The 17471-nt window shown below is 69.5% G+C and carries 14 protein-coding genes and 1 pseudogene; 12 read left to right on the top strand and 3 right to left on the bottom strand.

The features are described from left to right. Positions 1 to 147: 147 nt before the first annotated feature. Positions 148 to 1104, bottom strand: a complete 957-nt coding sequence (locus tag ACIRGA_RS22010) for an ABC transporter substrate-binding protein (RefSeq protein ID WP_400943763.1) — start codon at positions 1102 to 1104, stop codon at positions 148 to 150. Positions 1105 to 1826: 722 nt separating this feature from the next. Here ACIRGA_RS22010 and ACIRGA_RS22005 point away from each other — a divergent pair. The 7 genes from ACIRGA_RS22005 (at position 1827) to ACIRGA_RS21975 (ending at position 9135) form a co-directional block, all read left to right on the top strand. Continuing rightward, positions 1827 to 4943 (top strand): nitrate- and nitrite sensing domain-containing protein, encoded by a 3117-nt coding sequence (locus tag ACIRGA_RS22005; RefSeq protein ID WP_400943760.1) that lies wholly within the window; start codon positions 1827 to 1829, stop codon positions 4941 to 4943. A gap of 20 nt (positions 4944 to 4963) precedes the next feature. Then, positions 4964 to 5422, top strand: coding sequence for a roadblock/LC7 domain-containing protein (locus tag ACIRGA_RS22000; protein ID WP_085939650.1), 459 nt, complete (start codon positions 4964 to 4966; stop codon positions 5420 to 5422). Positions 5423 to 5447: 25 nt separating this feature from the next. After that, positions 5448 to 6230: a DUF742 domain-containing protein gene (locus ACIRGA_RS21995; RefSeq protein WP_400943757.1), complete on the top strand. Its 783-nt coding sequence runs from the start codon at positions 5448 to 5450 to the stop codon at positions 6228 to 6230. After that, positions 6211 to 6819, top strand: coding sequence for an ATP/GTP-binding protein (locus tag ACIRGA_RS21990; RefSeq protein WP_007033392.1), 609 nt, complete (start codon positions 6211 to 6213; stop codon positions 6817 to 6819). Before ACIRGA_RS21995 ends, ACIRGA_RS21990 begins: the two co-directional genes overlap by 20 nt. 429 nt (positions 6820 to 7248) lie before the next feature. Beyond that, on the top strand, positions 7249 to 7668 hold the full coding sequence (locus ACIRGA_RS21985; RefSeq protein ID WP_005156190.1) for a roadblock/LC7 domain-containing protein: 420 nt from the start codon (positions 7249 to 7251) through the stop codon (positions 7666 to 7668). 3 nt (positions 7669 to 7671) lie between these two features. Beyond that, complete coding sequence (locus ACIRGA_RS21980) at positions 7672 to 8253, top strand: DUF742 domain-containing protein (RefSeq protein WP_400943754.1); 582 nt, start codon at positions 7672 to 7674, stop codon at positions 8251 to 8253. A gap of 549 nt (positions 8254 to 8802) precedes the next feature. Then, on the top strand, positions 8803 to 9135 hold the full coding sequence (locus ACIRGA_RS21975; protein WP_400943751.1) for a hypothetical protein: 333 nt from the start codon (positions 8803 to 8805) through the stop codon (positions 9133 to 9135). A 36-nt stretch (positions 9136 to 9171) separates the two neighbouring features. On the opposite strand, the gene ACIRGA_RS21970 is transcribed toward ACIRGA_RS21975, so the two are convergent. Further along, positions 9172 to 11415 carry a helicase-associated domain-containing protein gene (locus ACIRGA_RS21970; protein WP_400943748.1) on the bottom strand — a complete coding sequence of 748 codons (2244 nt, stop codon included), beginning with the start codon at positions 11413 to 11415 and terminating at the stop codon, positions 9172 to 9174. Positions 11416 to 11508: 93 nt separating this feature from the next. Between ACIRGA_RS21970 and ACIRGA_RS21965 the strand changes: the two genes are divergently transcribed. The 5 genes and pseudogenes from ACIRGA_RS21965 to ACIRGA_RS21945 all read left to right on the top strand — a co-directional run bounded on the left by ACIRGA_RS21965 (position 11509) and on the right by ACIRGA_RS21945 (position 16454). Next, on the top strand, positions 11509 to 11691 hold the full coding sequence (locus ACIRGA_RS21965) for a hypothetical protein (protein WP_016337576.1): 183 nt from the start codon (positions 11509 to 11511) through the stop codon (positions 11689 to 11691). A gap of 262 nt (positions 11692 to 11953) precedes the next feature. Next, a complete protein-coding gene (locus tag ACIRGA_RS21960; RefSeq protein WP_400943744.1) occupies positions 11954 to 13357 on the top strand; it encodes an NAD-dependent malic enzyme in 1404 nt (467 codons plus the stop codon). A gap of 148 nt (positions 13358 to 13505) precedes the next feature. Further along, positions 13506 to 15053, top strand: a complete 1548-nt coding sequence (locus tag ACIRGA_RS21955) for an alpha/beta hydrolase (protein WP_400943741.1) — start codon at positions 13506 to 13508, stop codon at positions 15051 to 15053. Between the two features lie 17 nt (positions 15054 to 15070). Continuing rightward, the gene (gene moaC / locus ACIRGA_RS21950; protein WP_400943738.1) at positions 15071 to 15541 is read left to right on the top strand and encodes a cyclic pyranopterin monophosphate synthase MoaC; all 471 of its coding nucleotides are present in this window, start codon (positions 15071 to 15073) and stop codon (positions 15539 to 15541) included. After that, positions 15538 to 16454 (top strand): annotated as a pseudogene (locus ACIRGA_RS21945) (molybdenum cofactor biosynthesis protein MoaE). Before moaC ends, ACIRGA_RS21945 begins: the two are co-directional and overlap by 4 nt. Before the next feature lie 264 nt (positions 16455 to 16718). On the opposite strand, the gene ACIRGA_RS21940 reads toward ACIRGA_RS21945, so the two are convergent. Next, positions 16719 to 17348 carry a transglycosylase family protein gene (locus ACIRGA_RS21940; RefSeq protein WP_400943735.1) on the bottom strand — a complete coding sequence of 210 codons (630 nt, stop codon included), beginning with the start codon at positions 17346 to 17348 and terminating at the stop codon, positions 16719 to 16721. Between the last annotated feature and the right edge of the window lie 123 nt (positions 17349 to 17471).

Below are 17471 nucleotides of genomic sequence, written 5' to 3'. Positions count from 1 at the left end.
GAGATTTGCCCACCCGCTCACAATGGGTGTCGTGAGCGGGTGATCATTTTAGGCCATTCGCCCGATCCCCTGATCACCCGCTTGGACATCATTACTTTCAGTGATCAATTTCCGAGAAATGTGACTATTCGGCGTAACGGCCTGTCATCAACTGGTGGCCTGCGCCGCGATCATCGGGCCGACGTCGATCTTGGCCTGGATCGCGCCCATCTGCAGGAGCAGGTCCGGGACCCGCTGGATGCGGCGGGGGTCCAGGGTGGACTGGAACGTCAGGAGCGTGGTCAGCGCGGCGGTGTCCTGGTCGATCCTGGCGTACTTGACCAGCAGCGGCTCGATCTTGGAGCGGTCCGCCGCGTCCCGGGTGGCCTTCTGCATGGCGCGCTGGAAGGCGGCCACGGTCTTCGGGTTCTCCGACACGAACTTGCCGAGCGAGCCGTAGCCCGCGGTGGGGAAGTCCTGGGTGGCGCCGGTGGCGGTGTCCACGACCGGGACGGTGCCCGCCTGCTTCGCGGTCTGGGTGATGAACGGCTCGGTCAGGAAGCCGGCGTCGATGTCGCCGTTCTTGAGCGCGGCCCCGACGTTCGGCAGCTGGATCGGCACCCACTGGACCTTGCTGGCGTCGACGCCGTGGTCCTTCATGACCGACTTGGACAGGGTGTCCGAGACGGTGTTCGGCGCGGTGATGCCGATCTTCTTGCCCGCGAGGTCACTGACGCTCTTCACCGTGGACGTCGGCAGTGTGACCAGCATCGTGCTCTTCGGACCCGCGGAGGAGGCGTCCGCGACCAGCTTGATGTCGGCGGTGTTCTTGCTCATCGCGATGAAGAACGGCGTGTAGCTCGCGTACGCGATGTCCACCTCGCCGCCGATCAGCTTGGTCAGCGAGATCTGGCCGGTGCCCGCCTCGATGGCCTCGACGTCGAGACCCTCGTTCTTGAAGTAGCCGCCGTCCTGGGCGAGGCGCAGCGGGGCCAGGTCGATGGTCGACATCACGGCGACCTTGATCTTCGACTTCTCGAGGTTCCCCGAGCCGCCGGAAGAGGACGAATCGTCACCGCCGAGCAGGCCGCAGCCGCTGACCGATACCGAGACGACGGCCGCCATCGCGAATGCGAGGGCTCCACGCCGACCCCGGCTGATGCCCAAGGCCTTCTTCGAGCTTGCAGAGCCAAGCAAAGTGGTGCTCCTGATCGAGGGGGAGGACACGTGATGACGTGGCCTGATGTGGAATTCGGAAGTGACTCTTTGTCGAGCCACGGGCCCACTGTAGAGAACACACACTGTGCTCACAATGGGTGGTCATCCCATGATCCCAAGTGGTAACGATCACCCGAACAGGTTGTTTGTCAGAAGTGAACACAACTGGGCGTGTTCGCGCCGGAGACTTGTTGACAACTGAGCCCGGACGGGTCAAGACCCGTCCGGGGCCAACTTGTATGTCTTGACCGAAGGGTTACATCTGGGCCTCCCGTTCGCTACCCTCATGCACCGGTAGTGAGGTGTGGACCACTGATGTAGTGAAAGAGAGTGCCTTGGATGGCCGAACGCTCTGGACCTTTCCCGAGGTGCAAGGCACTCTGTGTCGAACAAGACCCTGATGTCGAACGCGACCCTGCTTCACTGGTGCGCGCCCGCGCACTGGTGGGTTAGGCCGAATAGACCAATGACGTCAGGCGGGATTTCGGCCAAGTGCACTTGAGAGACTGCGTCAAAGACGACTTCCTCATTCGTCAGAGTGAGCACTCGCGTCCTACGTCTCCCTGCCGGGTGGCAGGAGCGTGCGGGTAGTGGTCTCCGACAACCGACCCAGGCAGCAGCAGAACGGCATGTCCAAAAAGGGCTTTCCCGGCCCGAATGAAGATGATGGTGGTGCGGCGGTGCCGAACGAAGACACCGCGGGGGTGGGAGGGACCCCTGCGCGGGAAACCGGAGACGGTCCTGGCGGAAAGGCCGGGTCGTTCCTGGGCCTGCGTAACTGGCGTCTGCGATCGAAGCTCGCGGCCGTCCTGATCATCCCGACGCTGACCGCGCTCGCGCTCGGCACGCTGCGCGTGATCGATGACAGCGGCGAGGCGGCGAGGTTCCAGGACACGGCCGACCAGGTCGCGTTCGCCGACAAGATCACCCTCGTGGTGCACGAGCTGCAGAGCGAACGCGCGCTGGCCGTGGCCCGGATCGCGTCGCAGGACGCGTCGCGCCAGAACGGTCTCGACGCGCAGATCGCCAAGGTCGACCGCGCCGTCGACGACCTGCGGGCTTCGGCGAACCAGATCAACCCGGACGATCAGGACACGAGGGACCGCTACTCGCGTGGTCTGCAGCGGCTCGACGCCCTGCGCCCGCTGCGCGGCGCGATGAACACCTCGCTGCTGGGCGACACCCCGGTCCTCATCGCCTACTCCGGCATCCTCGACTCACTGGTCCAGCTCGGCCGCGAGGTGACCACCGCGGTGGCCAACCGCGACGTGCTCCGGCTCGGCGTCACCGTGCAGGCCATCAGTGAGAGCAAGGAGTTCATCGCCCGCGGTGACGCGGCGCTGCAGATCGCCTCGTTCCGCGGCTTCCCCGGTGACCTGTTCGACCAGGCCCGCTCGGCGGTCGCGAGCGGCGATGCCTCGACGGCGGCCTTCGTAGCCAACGCCAGCCCCGAACAGCGGCAGCTCTACTCGGACACCTTCTCCGGCCCGGAGGTCGACGACCGCCGCCGGATCACCACGATGGCGTTCGCGCTGCACCAGCAGAACCAGCCGCCGTCGATCGACAGCGTCGCGCTCGGCAACGACAGCCGGGTCGCGCTGGACAAGCTGCGCGCCGTCGAGACCAACCTGCTCGGCCAGCTGCGGGCACAGGCCGACGGCCTGGCCAGCGACGCGATCAACTCGGCCTGGATCGGCGGCGCGATCGTGCTGCTGGCCCTGCTCGCCGCGCTGTTCCTGATGCTCGTCATCGCCCGCCTGATGCTGCGCCCGCTGCGGGTGCTGCGGAAGACGGCGCTCGACGTGGCCTACACCCGGCTGCCGGAAACCGTGCAAGCGATCCTGGACGACCCGGACCCGGTCAACGCCTCGAAGCGGTCGGTCGAGCCGGTGCCCGTCACTTCGCGTGACGAGATCGGTGAAGTGGCGCGTTCGTTCGACGTCGTCCACGAACAGGCCGTCAAGATGGCCGCCGAACAGGCACTCCTGCGCGAGAACGTCAACGGCATCTTCGTGAACCTGTCCCGCCGGTCGCAGCGGCTGGTGGAACGCCAGCTGGGCGTCATCGACCGGCTCGAGGCCGACGAGCAGGACCCGGACCACTTGGCCAGCCTGTTCGAACTCGACCACCTCGCCACGCGGCTGCGCCGCAACGGTGAAAGCCTCCTGGTGCTCTCGGGCGCCGGTCTCGCGAAGTCGGTGCCCAAGCCGGTGCCCGCCGCCGACGTCATCGGCGCCGCGGTTTCGGAGATCGAGCAGTACGCCCGGATCGAGATCGGGATCGTCCCCGAGGTCGCCGTCCAGGGCCTGACGATCCACGACCTCGTGCACGTGCTCGCGGAACTGCTGGACAACGCCACCTACTTCTCCGAGCCGGAGACGAAGGTGACCGTGCGCGCGGTGATCACCCGCAAGAAGGCGCTCGCCATCCAGGTCACCGACCACGGTGTCGGCATGACCGAGGAGCGGCTCGCCGAGGTCAACCAGCGCCTGGCCGACCCGCCGGACCTGGACGTCTCGGTGACCCGGCGGATGGGCCTGTACGTGGTCGCGCGCCTGGCGCGCCGCCACGGCATCGAGGTCCGGCTCCGGGAGAACGAGGACATCGAAGGTGGCGTGATCGCGCGGGTCGTCGTGCCCGCCGAGCTGCTCACGCAAATGCGGCCCGGCGCGCGCAACACCCCGCCGCCGGCGAACCGCTCGGAAACGTCGATGCCTTCGATGCCGTCGGTGTCCGAGATGTCGACCTCGCTGCCGAACATCCCCGCCTCCGACCGCGGCCTGGAGATGACCCCGCCGCCGCCGTCGAAGCCCCCGGCTCCGCAACCGGTCGCGCAGCAGGGCGGGCTCGTCCCGCTCGACCAGCCGATCAGCCTCGACGACCTGGTCGCGGGCAAGAACGCGGCCGGGCCGTTCCTCAGCCCCGCGAAGCCCGCCGAGGAGGCCCCGGCGTGGCCCACGGCCGAAGACATCTCGCCGACGAACGGTGACGGCGCCTCCAGCGGCACCGAGACCCAGTTCGCGTCGCTGGTGCTGCCGAAACGGGAGCCGAAGTACACGCCGGTCGAGCCGAGGCACCAGCCCGAGGATCCTGAGGGCTCATCGGACGCCGGCAAGTCGGCGCTCGACGACGACGTGCCCACGCGGCGGCTGCCGATCTACCAGTCGGTGCTCTCGCGCTGGTTCAGCGAAGGTGACGAGGCCGGGGGCGACACCCCGACCACCTACACCGAGCCGGTCGGGTCCGAACTGCCCGTGCGGACCCCCAACGGTGGTACCGAAGCGGCGGCGGAGCCCGCGGTCGAGGACACTGCCGAAGAGGCATTGCCCACTCGGACCCCGCGGAGTGTTCCGCCGGAGACGGTGCTCCAGGACAATGGCTGGCGCAGTGCGTCGGACGACGGCTGGCAGGCGGCGCAGGTCCTGTACGAAGATCGGAACGACGAGATCACCCCGGCGGGCCTGCCCAAACGGGTGCCGAACCAGTACCTCGTCCCCGGCTCGATCGGCGGGAACGAGCCGAAGAAGGAAGACTCGTTCGCCGACAAGACCTCCGGAATGCCGGGCACGGGTGCGATCGCCCGCTCAGCGACGGCGGCACGGAGTCGGATGGCAAGCTTCCAGCAGGGCTACAAGTCGGGACGGCACGCGTTGAAGGAACGCCCGATCGATGCGCTGGATGACAACGGCGTTCCGGTGACTGACAGGGGTGCGGGTTCCCCTGCCGATGACAGCAGTAAGGAGTGACAGTGACACGGGCGGGTGCGATGCAGCCGGGTGGTCCGGCGCAGCCTGGCGGCCAGGCGCAGGGTAAAGGACACACGAGCAGCTTTGCCTGGCTGATCACGGATTTCGTGCACCGGGTCCCGGGCGCGGCGCATGCCGTGGTGGTGTCGGCGGACGGTTTGCTGCTGGCCTCCTCGAAGGGACTCCCCAAGGACAGGGCCGATCAGCTGGCCGCGGTCGCGTCGGGGCTCACGAGCCTCGCGCGCGGTGCGGCGAAGGTGTTCGAGGGTGGCACGGTCGCGCAGACGGTGGTCGAGATGGCCAACGGCTTCCTCTTCCTGATGTCGGTGTCCGACGGTTCCTGCTTGGCGGTCCTCGGGTCGCCGGAGAGCGACATCGGCTTGGTCGTCTACGAGATGACCCTGCTGGTGGAACGGGTGGGGCAACAGCTGACACCGGAGATGCGCGCGCAGCTACAGGGCGCGTCGGTCCGCCGCTGAGCGACCGGGAACCGAGGAGAATGCCGTGGACGACGGGCGCTTGAGGGGCGATGGCCGGCTCGGTGACGACTTCTCCGGCGGGTGGTCGGAACGTGACGACGGCCGGGAGGACTGGACGTCCTTCCGGGACCGGGTCGACCGCGAATGGCGATCGCGACGGGCACAGGGGTCGGACAACGACCCCGTGTCCCCGGACGAGGCCTCCCGCTGGCTGACCGATTCGAACGCGGGTCAGGGACCCGCCGATTTCAGCGTTTCGGACTACCGGGAACGCCTCCTCGGCGGCCCGGGGGCGGAGCTGTTCGGTGGTGGCAGCGGTCCGCTCTACGACTCGGGCGAGTTCGCCAAGTTCTCCTTCGACAAGGAGGAGGAGCGCCGGGCGGCGGCCGCCGCCGATCCGCTCGCCGCGGCCTTGCCGCAGCAGGCGCAGAACGAGTTCGTCGACGAGCAGTACACCACCGACGTCGAGTCCTCCGGCCTGGTCCGGCCGTACTTCCGCACGCGGGGCCGGACCAAGCCGACGTACGACCTTGCCATCGAGGCGCTGATCTCGACCAGCGAACAGGGGCGCGTGCTCGACCGGGTGCGCGTCCCCGAACACCGGTCGATCTGCGACCTTTGCCTGGACACCCGGTCCGTCGCCGAAGTCGCGGCGCTGTTGCGCCTGCCGCTCGGCGTGGTCCGGGTGCTGATCGGAGACGTGGCCGGCCTCGGTCTGGTCCTGGTGCACAGCGCCAGCCAGAACGTGGGTGACCGGCCGAGTATCGAGTTCATGGAGAGGGTGCTCAGTGGGCTTCGGAGAATTTGACTCCGACGCGAATGCGCCGCAGGTGACCGGACCGACTTCGTCGGCCAAGATCGTGGTCGCTGGCGGATTCGGCTCGGGGAAGACCACGCTGGTCGGAGCGGTTTCGGAGATCGATCCGCTGACCACCGAGGCCATGATGACCGAGGCCAGTACCGGCGTCGACGACAATTCGGCCACCCCGAACAAGTCGACGACGACCGTGGCCATGGACTTCGGCCGGATTTCGCTGGACTCGGACCTGGTGCTGTACGTGTTCGGTACGCCGGGCCAGCACCGGTTCTGGTTCATGTGGGACGACCTCGCGGTCGGCGCCATCGGTGCCGTCGTGCTGGTCGACACGCGGCGGCTCGCCGACGCGTTCCCGTCGATCGACTTCTTCGAGAACCGGAAGCTGCCGTACGTCGTGGCGATCAACTGCTTCGACCGGCTGCTGCACCACCAGATCGAGGACGTCCGGCACGCGCTGACGATCTCACCGTCCGTGCCGATCATGGCCTGTGACGCCCGGGAACGTGAGTCCGCCAAGCAGGTGTTGATCTCGGTCGTGCAGCACGCCATCGCACACGATTCGGCGTTGCGCGCGGGGTAATAGGGACGAAAGCCCGGAGCGGATGCGGCCGTTGGAGTGAACTCGGCAGGCTTCACCCGCTTCGGGGAGTGGTGTCACCGGTCGGATCGAACGCGGGGCGACCCCTTTCACGCGATCCGGCGTCAGCGCCACCCGATCGAGTGGCCGGAACGCCGGTGACCTGCGCGGACGCCGGTTCACACCTGGTCGCGCCAGGCCACCACGGGGTGACCCACGAATGCGTGGTTCGCGATGGGTCGACGCGGTGAGCGGCTGGACGTTTACGTTCGGTTAACGCCGCCGGCCGGGTGGCGGGCTCGACACGATCGACGGGACGAATACGCTGGGTGGAGGCGTCTTTCGGCTCGCCGGTACCGGGATCGGTGCTGGTTGCCGGGGGAGGCCCGGACCACGCCGCCCAGGTGGTCTTGACGCAGCGAGGAGGGACTTGTGACGGCATCCGGGCAGCAAAGCTCGTTCGGCTGGCTCATCACGGATTTCGCGCGCCGGGTTCCCGGTGCGGCGCACGCCGTGCTGGTCTCCGCGGACGGACTTCTCCTCGCGCCGTCGGACGGGCTGCCGCAGGAACGGGCCGAACAGCTCTCCGCGGTCGCGTCCGGGCTGATCAGCCTCACCGCCGGCGCGGCCCGCTGCTTCGACGCGGGCGGGGTCAACCAGACCGTCGTCGAGATGGAACGCGGCTACCTCTTCCTCATGTCGGTCGCCGACGGCTCGTCACTCGCCGTGCTGGCCGCGCCGACCTGTGACATCGGCACCGTGGCCTACGAGATGACGCTGCTCGTCGAGCGGGTCGGCCAGCAGATCACCCCTGAGCTGCGGGCGCAGCTGCAGGGCGGCGTACGTGGGTGATCGATGAAGATCAGCGGATTCACCGAACCGGAACCGTCCGGCTGGGACTCCCTCTATCAGGGCACCGAACGCGAGGCCTTCGATTCGCCGAGCCGGTTCGAGCTGAGCTCGATCAGCACGGTCATGCCGCGGCGCCCGGCCGCGCCGCCTCCCGCGCCTCCGTCGATGCCTTCGCCGATCCGTCAATCGCCTCCGCGGCCCGCGGCCGCTGACGTCGAACCCGCTTCGGTCTACGTGCCGCCGGCTTCGGGCTCCCGGGTCCGGCCCTACACCCGTACCGGTGGGCGCACCCGCACCGCGCACGACCTGGCGCTGGAGGCGCTGGTGTCGACCAGCGAGGACGGCCGCCGGTATCGCGGCGTGCGGACTCCCGAACACCGGCAGATCTGCGACCTCTGCCTGGACACCCGCTCGATCGCGGAGATCGCCGCGCATCTGCGGCTGCCGCTGGGCGTGGTGAAGGTGATCGTGGGCGACATGGCGGACGCCGGTCTGGTGCTGATCCACCAGACGGAGCTGATCCTGGGCGATTCGTCTTCGCGCGCCTTCATGGAGCGGGTGCTTCAAGGCCTCCGCGCCCTCTGACCCTCGGCCGGAGCGTCGAGACCGACCGCGCCGTGCGTAAGGCCAGGGTCCCGGTCTGCCCCGGGTGCACCTGGCCTTGCGACTCGCCTGACGTCCGCGACGTCACGCTCCGAACACAATGTAGACCAGCGCGCAGCTACCGCATTCGGAGGACGAAATGCGAAGGCGCAATCAATCCGACTTTTGACTACTTATGGTTACCGGTCAGCACTTTTAGTGGCGAGCTACGTCGCTTCTCGATAGAACCGTCGTCGTCCGTGAACGGGATCTCAGCGTGACGCCGGTCTTCTTGATCTGCGTTAACCTGGTCGAGGAGTAGCCGGTGGGGTACTGGAGAAAGCATCCTAGGAAGGATCTGGAAGCTGTTCTGGAGCACTTTCATCGGGCAGGGTGGAGGGTCTTGGACCCGCCGACCTACTACACCGTCCGATGTCCTTGTGGGCAGCATCAGCGTTGGATCCACCTGACGCCCAGCGGCGCCAACTACGGAAAGAACGCGGTGTCCTGGCTGCTTCGTCAACCTTGCTACCAGATCGAAGGGAGTTACTGATGGGTGTGACGGTTCACGCGCATTGGGTGTTCATCGCCGACGGCGATGGTGATCTCTTCGATTACTGCGACAAGGTGATGCGAGCGCTGCTCGAGCAAGAACGCTGTCTCGACGGATTCGTGGACAGCGCGGTCTCCGCGGATGGCGGACGAGCTGTCATGGAGATCGAGGCAGACGTTTCCGGCGACGACCTCTCACACGCGATCGCGAAGGCTCACGCTGCCGTCCGGTCCGCTCTGCATTCGGTCGGGATCGGGACGCCGGATTGGCCGACACACGGCGAGGCCATGTCGATGGTGCTGAAGGACCTCCGCACCGAGCAGCTCGCGTAGCCGGGGCCCACATTCAGAGGACTAAATGCGGCGTGGTCAGTCCTCCACCAGGGCGGCCGACGTGATCCGGTGCAACGGGTAGCGCTCGTTGTCCGTCCCTTCGAGGACCCCGCCGCCGACCCGCAGCGGCCGCACCACCCGCTGGCTCGCCGTCCCGCGTGAGTCGACGAACCCGATCCACACCTCGCGGCGCTCCATGGTCGCTTGGGACAGCAGCGCCAGCGTCGCGGACGTGTCCCCGGCGCCGCCTCCCTGCGGCGCGCGGACCGTCTCGCCCCGGCGGCGCGCCGAAGCGGCGTCACCGGCCCGGACGTGCGCGACGATCTTGCCGACCTGGTCGTCGGTCAGCCCGGCGGGCTCGCCAGGCGCGCGACGCGCGGAACGCGCCTTCGCGGGCAGACGACGTCCGGACGGCCTGATGTCCATGACGCGCCCGTCGGGCCCTTCGGCGGCCGGAGCGAACCCGGCGGCGCGGAGCGCGTCGAGGACCTCGGCGAGCGGGTACGCGCTGATGAGCACTGTCGGCGCGATCATGCGCAAGCCGTACTCCGTCGCGACGGGGCTGCCCATGACCTCGGCGAGCAGGGACGCGTCGTCGCAGCGCAGGAACGATTCGGCGGCCCCGCCGCGCAGCCGTCCGTGCCGCCGGGCGACGTCGTCGATCAGGTAGGTGAGCCCCTGCGGCACCGGCGTCGCCGACTTCGACGCGAACAGCTGGTGCAGTTCGCCCGCGGTCCGCCCGGTGTCGAGCGCGCGCCGCACGGACGTCTCGGTGATCCGGTAGACGGTCGCGTGCCCGGCGGATTCGATGTCGGCGACGGCGGTCATCTCGGCCGCGAGTTCGGCCTCCAGCGGACCCGGCGCGACCACGGTCAGATCCGCCTGGACCAGGACGTGGTCAACCGGACGCGGTAGCGCGTCGAGCATCGCCTCGACCGCCCCCGGCCGGTCCTCGGCCAGGAGCGCCCGGGTCGCCGTGGTGAGCCCGCCGAGCCCGATCAGGCCGAGCGCGGCACCCTCGGCCATCGTCCAGCGCACGGTTTCGTCGCGCAGCCGCCCGCCCCGTCGCGGCGCGCGCCAGGCGAGCGCCGCGACCAGCTCGTCGGTGCTCTTCACACCGGCGCCTTCGGGCAGTGCCGCCAGCGCGAGAAGGATCCGGCGCCGTGAAGTGGGCGCCAGTGGACGGCGAAGATCCTCCGACAGCGGCGCGATCGGCTTGTCCTTCGAGTCCCGCCCGCCGGCGAGACCGGGCAGCCGGGGCAGCTCGAGCCAGGCCTGCGCGACCGTCATCCAGCGCTGCGCCGTCGGCGAGGCGAGCCACGAATCCGTGAGCGTCGTCGGCACCCATTCCGGCGTGGTCGCTTCGCTGTCGGCCACCAGCCCGGCGCCGACCGCGATCTCCGCCAGCAGGGTCACCCGCGCCTCGTCGACGTCGAGATCCTTCGCGAGCTTCTTCAGCTCGCGGACTCCGAGCCCGCCGGACTTCAGCACCGGCGGCGGCGTCTCCGACCAGGCGCGAAGCATGTTTTCGGTCTGGCGCAAGAACTCCATCGCCTCGCCGGCCGCCGTCGTGTCCACAGTGGACTGCTGGTGCGGATGGACGGGGAGTTCCGGTTCGCGCAGCGACGCCTGCTCGAACACCACCCCGCCGCGCAGCGCTATCCCGATCTCACGCGGCAGCTCGACGGTCTGGTCGTCCCGGCGCAGCAGCAGGCCGCGCGCGAGCAGACGCTGGACCGGGTTCTGCGCCCGCTCCAGCGGGACGTCGGCCGACGCGTCGCGGGTGCGGCCGATCGGCGGCCCGGCGGCCAGCGTCGTCAGCAGGGCACGTTCGTCCTCGCCGACCTCCGCGAGCGCGGCTTCGATGTCCGTGCCGGCGAGCGAGGGGGACGACGCCCCGAGCCCGGCGGGGAAGGGGCCGAGCGCGTCGCGGGCCGACGGCGGGACGCGCAGTGCGTCGTCCTCGCCCCAGACCAGTGCCCGCTTGCGCAACAGCGCCAGCGGCTCGCCGATCTCCGTGCCGACGAGCCGCTCGACCTCGGCCGCGGTGACCGGATCGGTGTCCGCTCCGGCCAGCAGGAGAGCGTCGAGGACGGAGAGAGTGAAGGTGTCGAGGTCTTCGCAAGCACGCGCGACGGAGCCCGGCGTGCCGGCCCGGGTGGCGAGCACGATGGTGTCGGACGGGGGTGGCGTGGACAGGTCGCGACGCGTGCGCAGCAGTGCGGCGAGGGCGTCGTCGGACTCCTGGCGCAGCCAGTCCGCCAGGGATGGCGCGGGCATAGACGACCAGGATACCGGGCGGGTGGTGGCCCGGCAGCCGCGTTCGGGCAGACTGTCCCTCGAGAACGGCTTGACCATGCTCTGGAGGACGTTGTGGCGAAGGGCGATAACAAGAAGCGCGCGGGCATCGACCCCACGTGGCCCGGTGAAGACGGGGAGCACCCCGTCACCGAGCTCGCGTCCGACCGGCAGGGCGCCTTGTCGCCGTTCGGCGACGTGACCTTCCCCCTCGACACGGTGCCGTACGTGCACCCGGAGACCGAGATCAACCGGTAGAAAGCTACTGGCCTGGCCTGCCGAGGGCGCTCAGCGCCCGAACAGGCACTCTCGCGCGCCTCTTTTGGGCCGAAGGCCCACGGCAACCCGATGAAGGGGCACCCTCTTCGGAGGCACGAGGCAAGTTCGAGCTGCCCCTTCGGCGGGTTTCCGTCAGCGCGCGAGCTACTGGCCAGTCACCCCCTGCGAGGGTCCGTGGCGGTCGTCACGGGAGTAGGTTTTCGATCGACCTATTCGAGCTTTCCTCAGCGGGGGTAGTGCCATGCCGGTTCCCGGTCCCGGATATTCGATCACCGTCCGGGTGGAGGCCCCCGCGTCGTCCACCGCGGCGGGTGACCTGACGACCGCCGTCGGCCGGGTCGGCGGCGTGCTGACCGCGTTCGACGTCGTCGAGTCGCACCCTGACTCGATCGTGGTCGACATCAGCGCCAACGCCCTGTCGGAGAACCACGCGCAGGACATCACGCAGACCCTGGACTCGCTGCCGGGCGTCCGCGTGCGCAAGGTCTCCGACCGGACGTTCCTGATCCACCTCGGCGGCAAGATCGAGGTCAGCCCCAAGGTCGCGCTCCGCAACCGTGACGACCTCTCCCGCGCGTACACGCCGGGTGTCGCCCGCGTCTGCCAGGCGATCGCGGCGAACCCCGAGGACGCGCGCCGCCTGACCATCAAGCGCAACACCGTCGCGGTGCTCACCGACGGTTCCGCGGTGCTGGGCCTGGGCAACATCGGCCCGGCCGCCGCGCTGCCGGTGATGGAGGGCAAGGCGGCGCTGTTCAAGAAGTTCGCCGACGTCGACGCGTGGCCGGTCTGCCTGGACACCCAGGACACCGAAGAGATCATCATGATCGCGAAGGCGCTCGCGCCGGTCTACGCGGGCATCAACCTCGAGGACATCGCCGCGCCGCGCTGCTTCGAGATCGAGAAGCGCCTGCGTGAGCAGCTCGACATCCCGGTCTTCCACGACGACCAGCACGGCACCGCGATCGTCGTGGTCGCCGCGCTGCGCAACGCCCTGCGCGTGGTCGGGAAGAACATCGAAGACTGCAAGATCGTCGTCAGCGGCGTCGGCGCGGCGGGATCGGCGATCATCCGCCTGCTGCTGCGCAAGAACCCGGGCGACATCGTGGCCGCCGACATCGACGGCATCGTGCACTCCGCGCGCGGCAATCTCGACGAGAACCTGACCTGGATCGCCGAGCACACGAACTCCGAGCAGCAGGCGGGCACGCTGCACGAGGCGCTCGTCGGCGCCGACGTGTTCATCGGGGTCTCCGCGCCGAACCTGTTCGGGGCCGAGCAGGTCGCGACCATGAAGCCCGACGCCGTCGTGTTCGCGCTGGCCAACCCGGACCCGGAGATCGACCCGCTCGAAGCGCAGAAGCACGCCGCCGTGGTCGCCACCGGCCGCAGCGACTTCCCGAACCAGATCAACAACGTGCTCGCGTTCCCCGGCGTCTTCCGCGGGCTGCTCGACGCGCAGGCGCACCAGATCGACGACTCGATGCTCCTCGCGGCCGCCGACGCCATCGCGGACGTCGTGGACAACGGCAAGCTGAACGCTTCGTTCATCGTGCCGAGCGTGTTCGACAACGCCGTCGCCCCCGCCGTGGCGGAGGCCGTCAAGAGGGCCGCCAAAGCCGCCAAAGCCTCAGGTCAGGCGTAGGACGCGGTAGCAAAGGTCCCTTGCTCCATTCGGAGGCGCCGTCATCACTGAGGCCGACTTTGTGGCCGACTTCAGGGTGACGACTCCGCACCCGGCCCGCTCATAGGCTCGATTCCGACCAGGAAGTCGATCATGACGGGGGTTGGGGATGAAGCGCTCTGTCCTGAGCAGGATCGGGACACTCACGGCCGCGGCGGTGACCATGGCGGTACTCGTACCGGCCACGGCGTCCGCCGCGGTTTCGTCTGTCCGCTGGGGGCCGTGTCCGGAGGACGTGGCCGCGCCCGGCGTGCACTGCGCCACCTTGCAGGTCCCGCTCGATTACCGGAACCCGGGCGGGAAGACCATCGACGTCGCCGTTTCCAAACTCGCCAGCACGAAGCCGGCGAAGCGGCGCGGCATCATGCTCACCAATCCGGGTGGTCCCGGCGGGCCGGGGCTGACCATGCCCGCCGGGCTGCGGGCCGCGGGCATGCCGTCGAGCGTGCTCGACGCGTACGACATCATCGGCTTCGATCCGCGCGGGATCGGTCGCAGTACGCCGGTCAGCTGCGATCTCAAGCCCGAGCAGCAGGTCAGCAACGTCCCGCCGTACGCGCGGGACGCCGCGGCGGTGGCGGAGCGCGCGAAGGACGTGGAGGGCGTCGCGAAGCAGTGCGGGGCCTCGGCGACCGCCGCGAACCTGCCGTACATCACCACGGCCAACACCGCCCGCGACATGGACCGCATCCGGGAAGCCCTCGGTGAGGAGAAGCTCTCGTATTACGGCGTCTCGTACGGCAGCTACCTGGGAGCCGTGTATTCGACGCTGTTCCCGCAGCGGACCGATCGCGTCGTGATCGACAGCGTGACCGGGCCGGGCGGGCTCGATCCGGTCACCTCGCGTCGACTGGCGGAGGGGTTCGAGGACCGCTTCCCGGACTTCGCGAAATGGGCGGCGGCGCGGCACGCCAGCTATGGGCTGGGCCGTACTCCGCAGCAGGTGACGGCGAAGTTCTACGAACTCGCCGCGAAGCTCGATGGCGGCGCGGTCCCGGGTGTGGACGGCGCGGCGTTCCGGATGGGCACTTTCGGCGCGCTCTACTCGACCAGTTCCTTCCCGGTGCTGGCGCAGCAGTGGCAGGCCTTCGACACCGAAGGCACCGCGAAACAGGCCGCTCAGGCCCAGCAGATCGACCCGGCGCAGCTGCTGGCCGGACAGTTGCACGTGGTCTGCAACGACGGGAACTGGCCGGAGGACGTCACGACCTACCAGCGCAACGTCGCGAAGGACCGGGTGAAGTATCCGATGTTCGGCGCGGCCGGGGCGAACATCTGGGCCTGCGCGTACTGGCCGTCCGAGCCGATCGAGCCGCCGGTGCGGATCGGCGACCGGGGACCGTCGAACATCCTGATGGTGCAGAACCTGCGTGACCCGGCGACCCCGCTGAGCGGGGCCAGGGAGACGCGCCGCGCGCTCGGTGACCGGGCGCGGATCGTGACCGTGGACGAGGGCGGGCACGGGGTCTGGCTGACCGACGAGAACGCTTGCGGCAACAACGCCGTCAACCGGTTCTTCGTGGAAGGCAAGCGTCCCGCGCACGACACGGCCTGCGCCGCGGACAACGGCGGGCTCTTCGCGTCGATGACCCCGGAGCAGCGGCGGGAACGGGAGAAGGCCCTCGCCGAGGTTCGCTCGAAGCAACGGATCTTCTGAGGACTAGCCTGCTGGGCGTGAGTGAACTCAGCCACGTCGACCATACGGGCGCCGCCCGGATGGTCGACGTTTCCGGCAAGACGCCCACCGCCCGCACCGCGCTGGCGGGCGGCACCGTGCACACCACGGCCGAGGTGCTCGGCCTGCTGGCGACGGACGGGCTACCCAAGGGTGACGCGCTCGCGACCGCCCGGATCGCGGGCATCATGGGCGCGAAGAAGGTGCCCGAGCTGATCCCGCTCTGCCACCAGATCGCGTTGTCCGGGGTGAAGGTCGAGTTCGCCCTCGGCGAGACCGCCGTGCACATCACCGCGACCGCGAAGACGAACGACCGGACCGGCGTCGAGATGGAGGCGCTGACCGCCGTCGCCGTCGCCGGGCTGACCCTGCACGACATGATCAAGGCCGTCGATCCGGCGGCGACCCTCGACGACGTCCGCCTGATCCGCAAGGACGGCGGCAAGACCGGGACCTGGGAGCGGCCGTGAACCGGGTCGCGAGGGTGATCGTGGCGTCGAACCGGGCCGCGAAGGGCGTCTACGAGGACACGACCGGTCCCGTCATCACCGACTGGCTCACCGCACGGGGCTGGGAAGTGCCGGCACCGGTCGTCGTCGAAGACGGGGAACCGGTCGGCGAAGCCCTGCGGGCCGCCGTCGCGGCCGGGGTCCAGGTGATCGTGACGACCGGCGGCACCGGCATCTCGCCGACGGACCGCACCCCGGACGTCACCCGCGCCGTCCTCGACTACGAGCTCCCCGGCGTCGCGGACGCGATCCGCGCCGCCGGGCTGCCCAAGGTGCCCACGGCCGTGCTCTCGCGCGGCGTCGCCGGCGTCGCGGGCCGGACCCTCGTGGTGAACCTGCCCGGTTCACGCGGCGGGGTGAAGGACGGCTTGGGCGTACTGGACGGGATCCTCGACCACGCCGTCGACCAGCTGGCGGGCGGCGACCACCCACGGGAGGCACAGCAGTGAGCGTTCGCGTCGCACGGATCGCGGTGGTCGACGAGCCGCTTTCGGTCGAAGAACACGCCCGGCTGGTGGACGACGCGGCCGCGGGCGCCGTCGTCACCTTCGGCGGGGTCGTACGGGACCACGACGGCGGGCGGTCGGTGGAGAGGCTCGCCTACGAAGGACACCCCAGCGCCGCCGATGTGCTCGCGGAGGTCGTCGCGGACCTCTCGGGGAAGTGGGAAGGCGTGCGGGCGGTCGCCGTCAGCCACCGGCTGGGCGCGCTGGCCATCGGGGACGTCGCGCTGGCGTGCGCCGTGGCGGCCGAGCACCGGGGCCAGGCCTTCGCCGCCTGCTCGGAGCTGGTCGACGAGGTCAAGGCGCGGCTGCCGGTGTGGAAGCACCAGCACTTCAGCGATGGCAGCGACGAATGGGTCAACTCGCCGTAGCCGCTTGGTCGGGTGGGGGGGGGGGGGGGGGGGGGGGGGGGGGGGGGGGGGGGGCCGGCCCCCCCCCCCCCCCCCCCCCCCCCCCCCCCCCCCCCCCCCCCCCCCCCCCCCCCCCCCCCCCCCCCCCCCCACTCCGCACCGCCGCCCTGACTCCGGACACGACAAAGCCCCACCGCCGGGGGAATGGCGCGGTGGGGCCTTGTCAGTCGTGACGTGGCCGCGCGGGGATCCCGCGGGCATCACGACTTACTGGTGCTCAAGAGCTCACTTGGTGGCGAGCTTCTGACCGACGACGATGAAGTCGGCGTTCGACACGTAGTCCTTGTTCAGCTGCTGCAGCTTCTGGTAGCCGCCCTGCACGTTGAACTTCGACGCGATCTTCGACAGCGTGTCGCCGGCCACGACGGTGTAGTCACCGGCCGGGTTCGAGTTCGCGACGTTGGAGACCGGAGCCGGAGCCTGCTTGGTGACCGGAGCGGTCGACTTCTTCGGGGTCACCTTCTTGGTGGCCTTCGGGGCGCTCGACTTGGCCTTGGCGGGGCTGGCGGAGCCGCCCTTCTTGCCACAGTTCGGCCACGCGCCGATGCCCTGGCCCTGGAGGACCCGCTCGGCGACGGCGATCTGCTGCTCGCGCGACGCGTTGTGCGCGCTGCCGGTGCCGCCGTAGGCACGCCAGGTGCTCTGCGAGAACTGCAGGCCGCCGTAGTAGCCGTTACCGGTGTTGGTGTTCCAGTTGCCGCTGCTCTCGCACTGCGCGATGGCGTCCCAGTTGGTCGCCGACGCGGGGGTCGCGGCGATTGCGAGGGGAGCGCCGACCGCGACACCCGCAATGGCGACGCGGGCGATGTGACGGGTGGCGGCGGACATCTTGCGGTGCTTGCCTCGGTACGACATGTGAATAAATCTCGCTCCCTGCGCCTACGAGCCGGTGCTGAGGGAAGGACCCGTGGATCCTGGCCGGCCGTCTCAGGCCGGCTGACTTCGCCGGACGCACGACGCGTCGGCTCGGTCCCCTCG

The sequence above is a fragment of the Amycolatopsis sp. NPDC102389 genome (assembly GCF_044765885.1).
In the GTDB taxonomy this organism is placed as follows: Bacteria; Actinomycetota; Actinomycetes; order Mycobacteriales; family Pseudonocardiaceae; genus Amycolatopsis.
The sequence above is the reverse complement of the archived record's forward strand: the minus strand, read 5'-3'. Positions and strand labels throughout refer to the sequence as shown.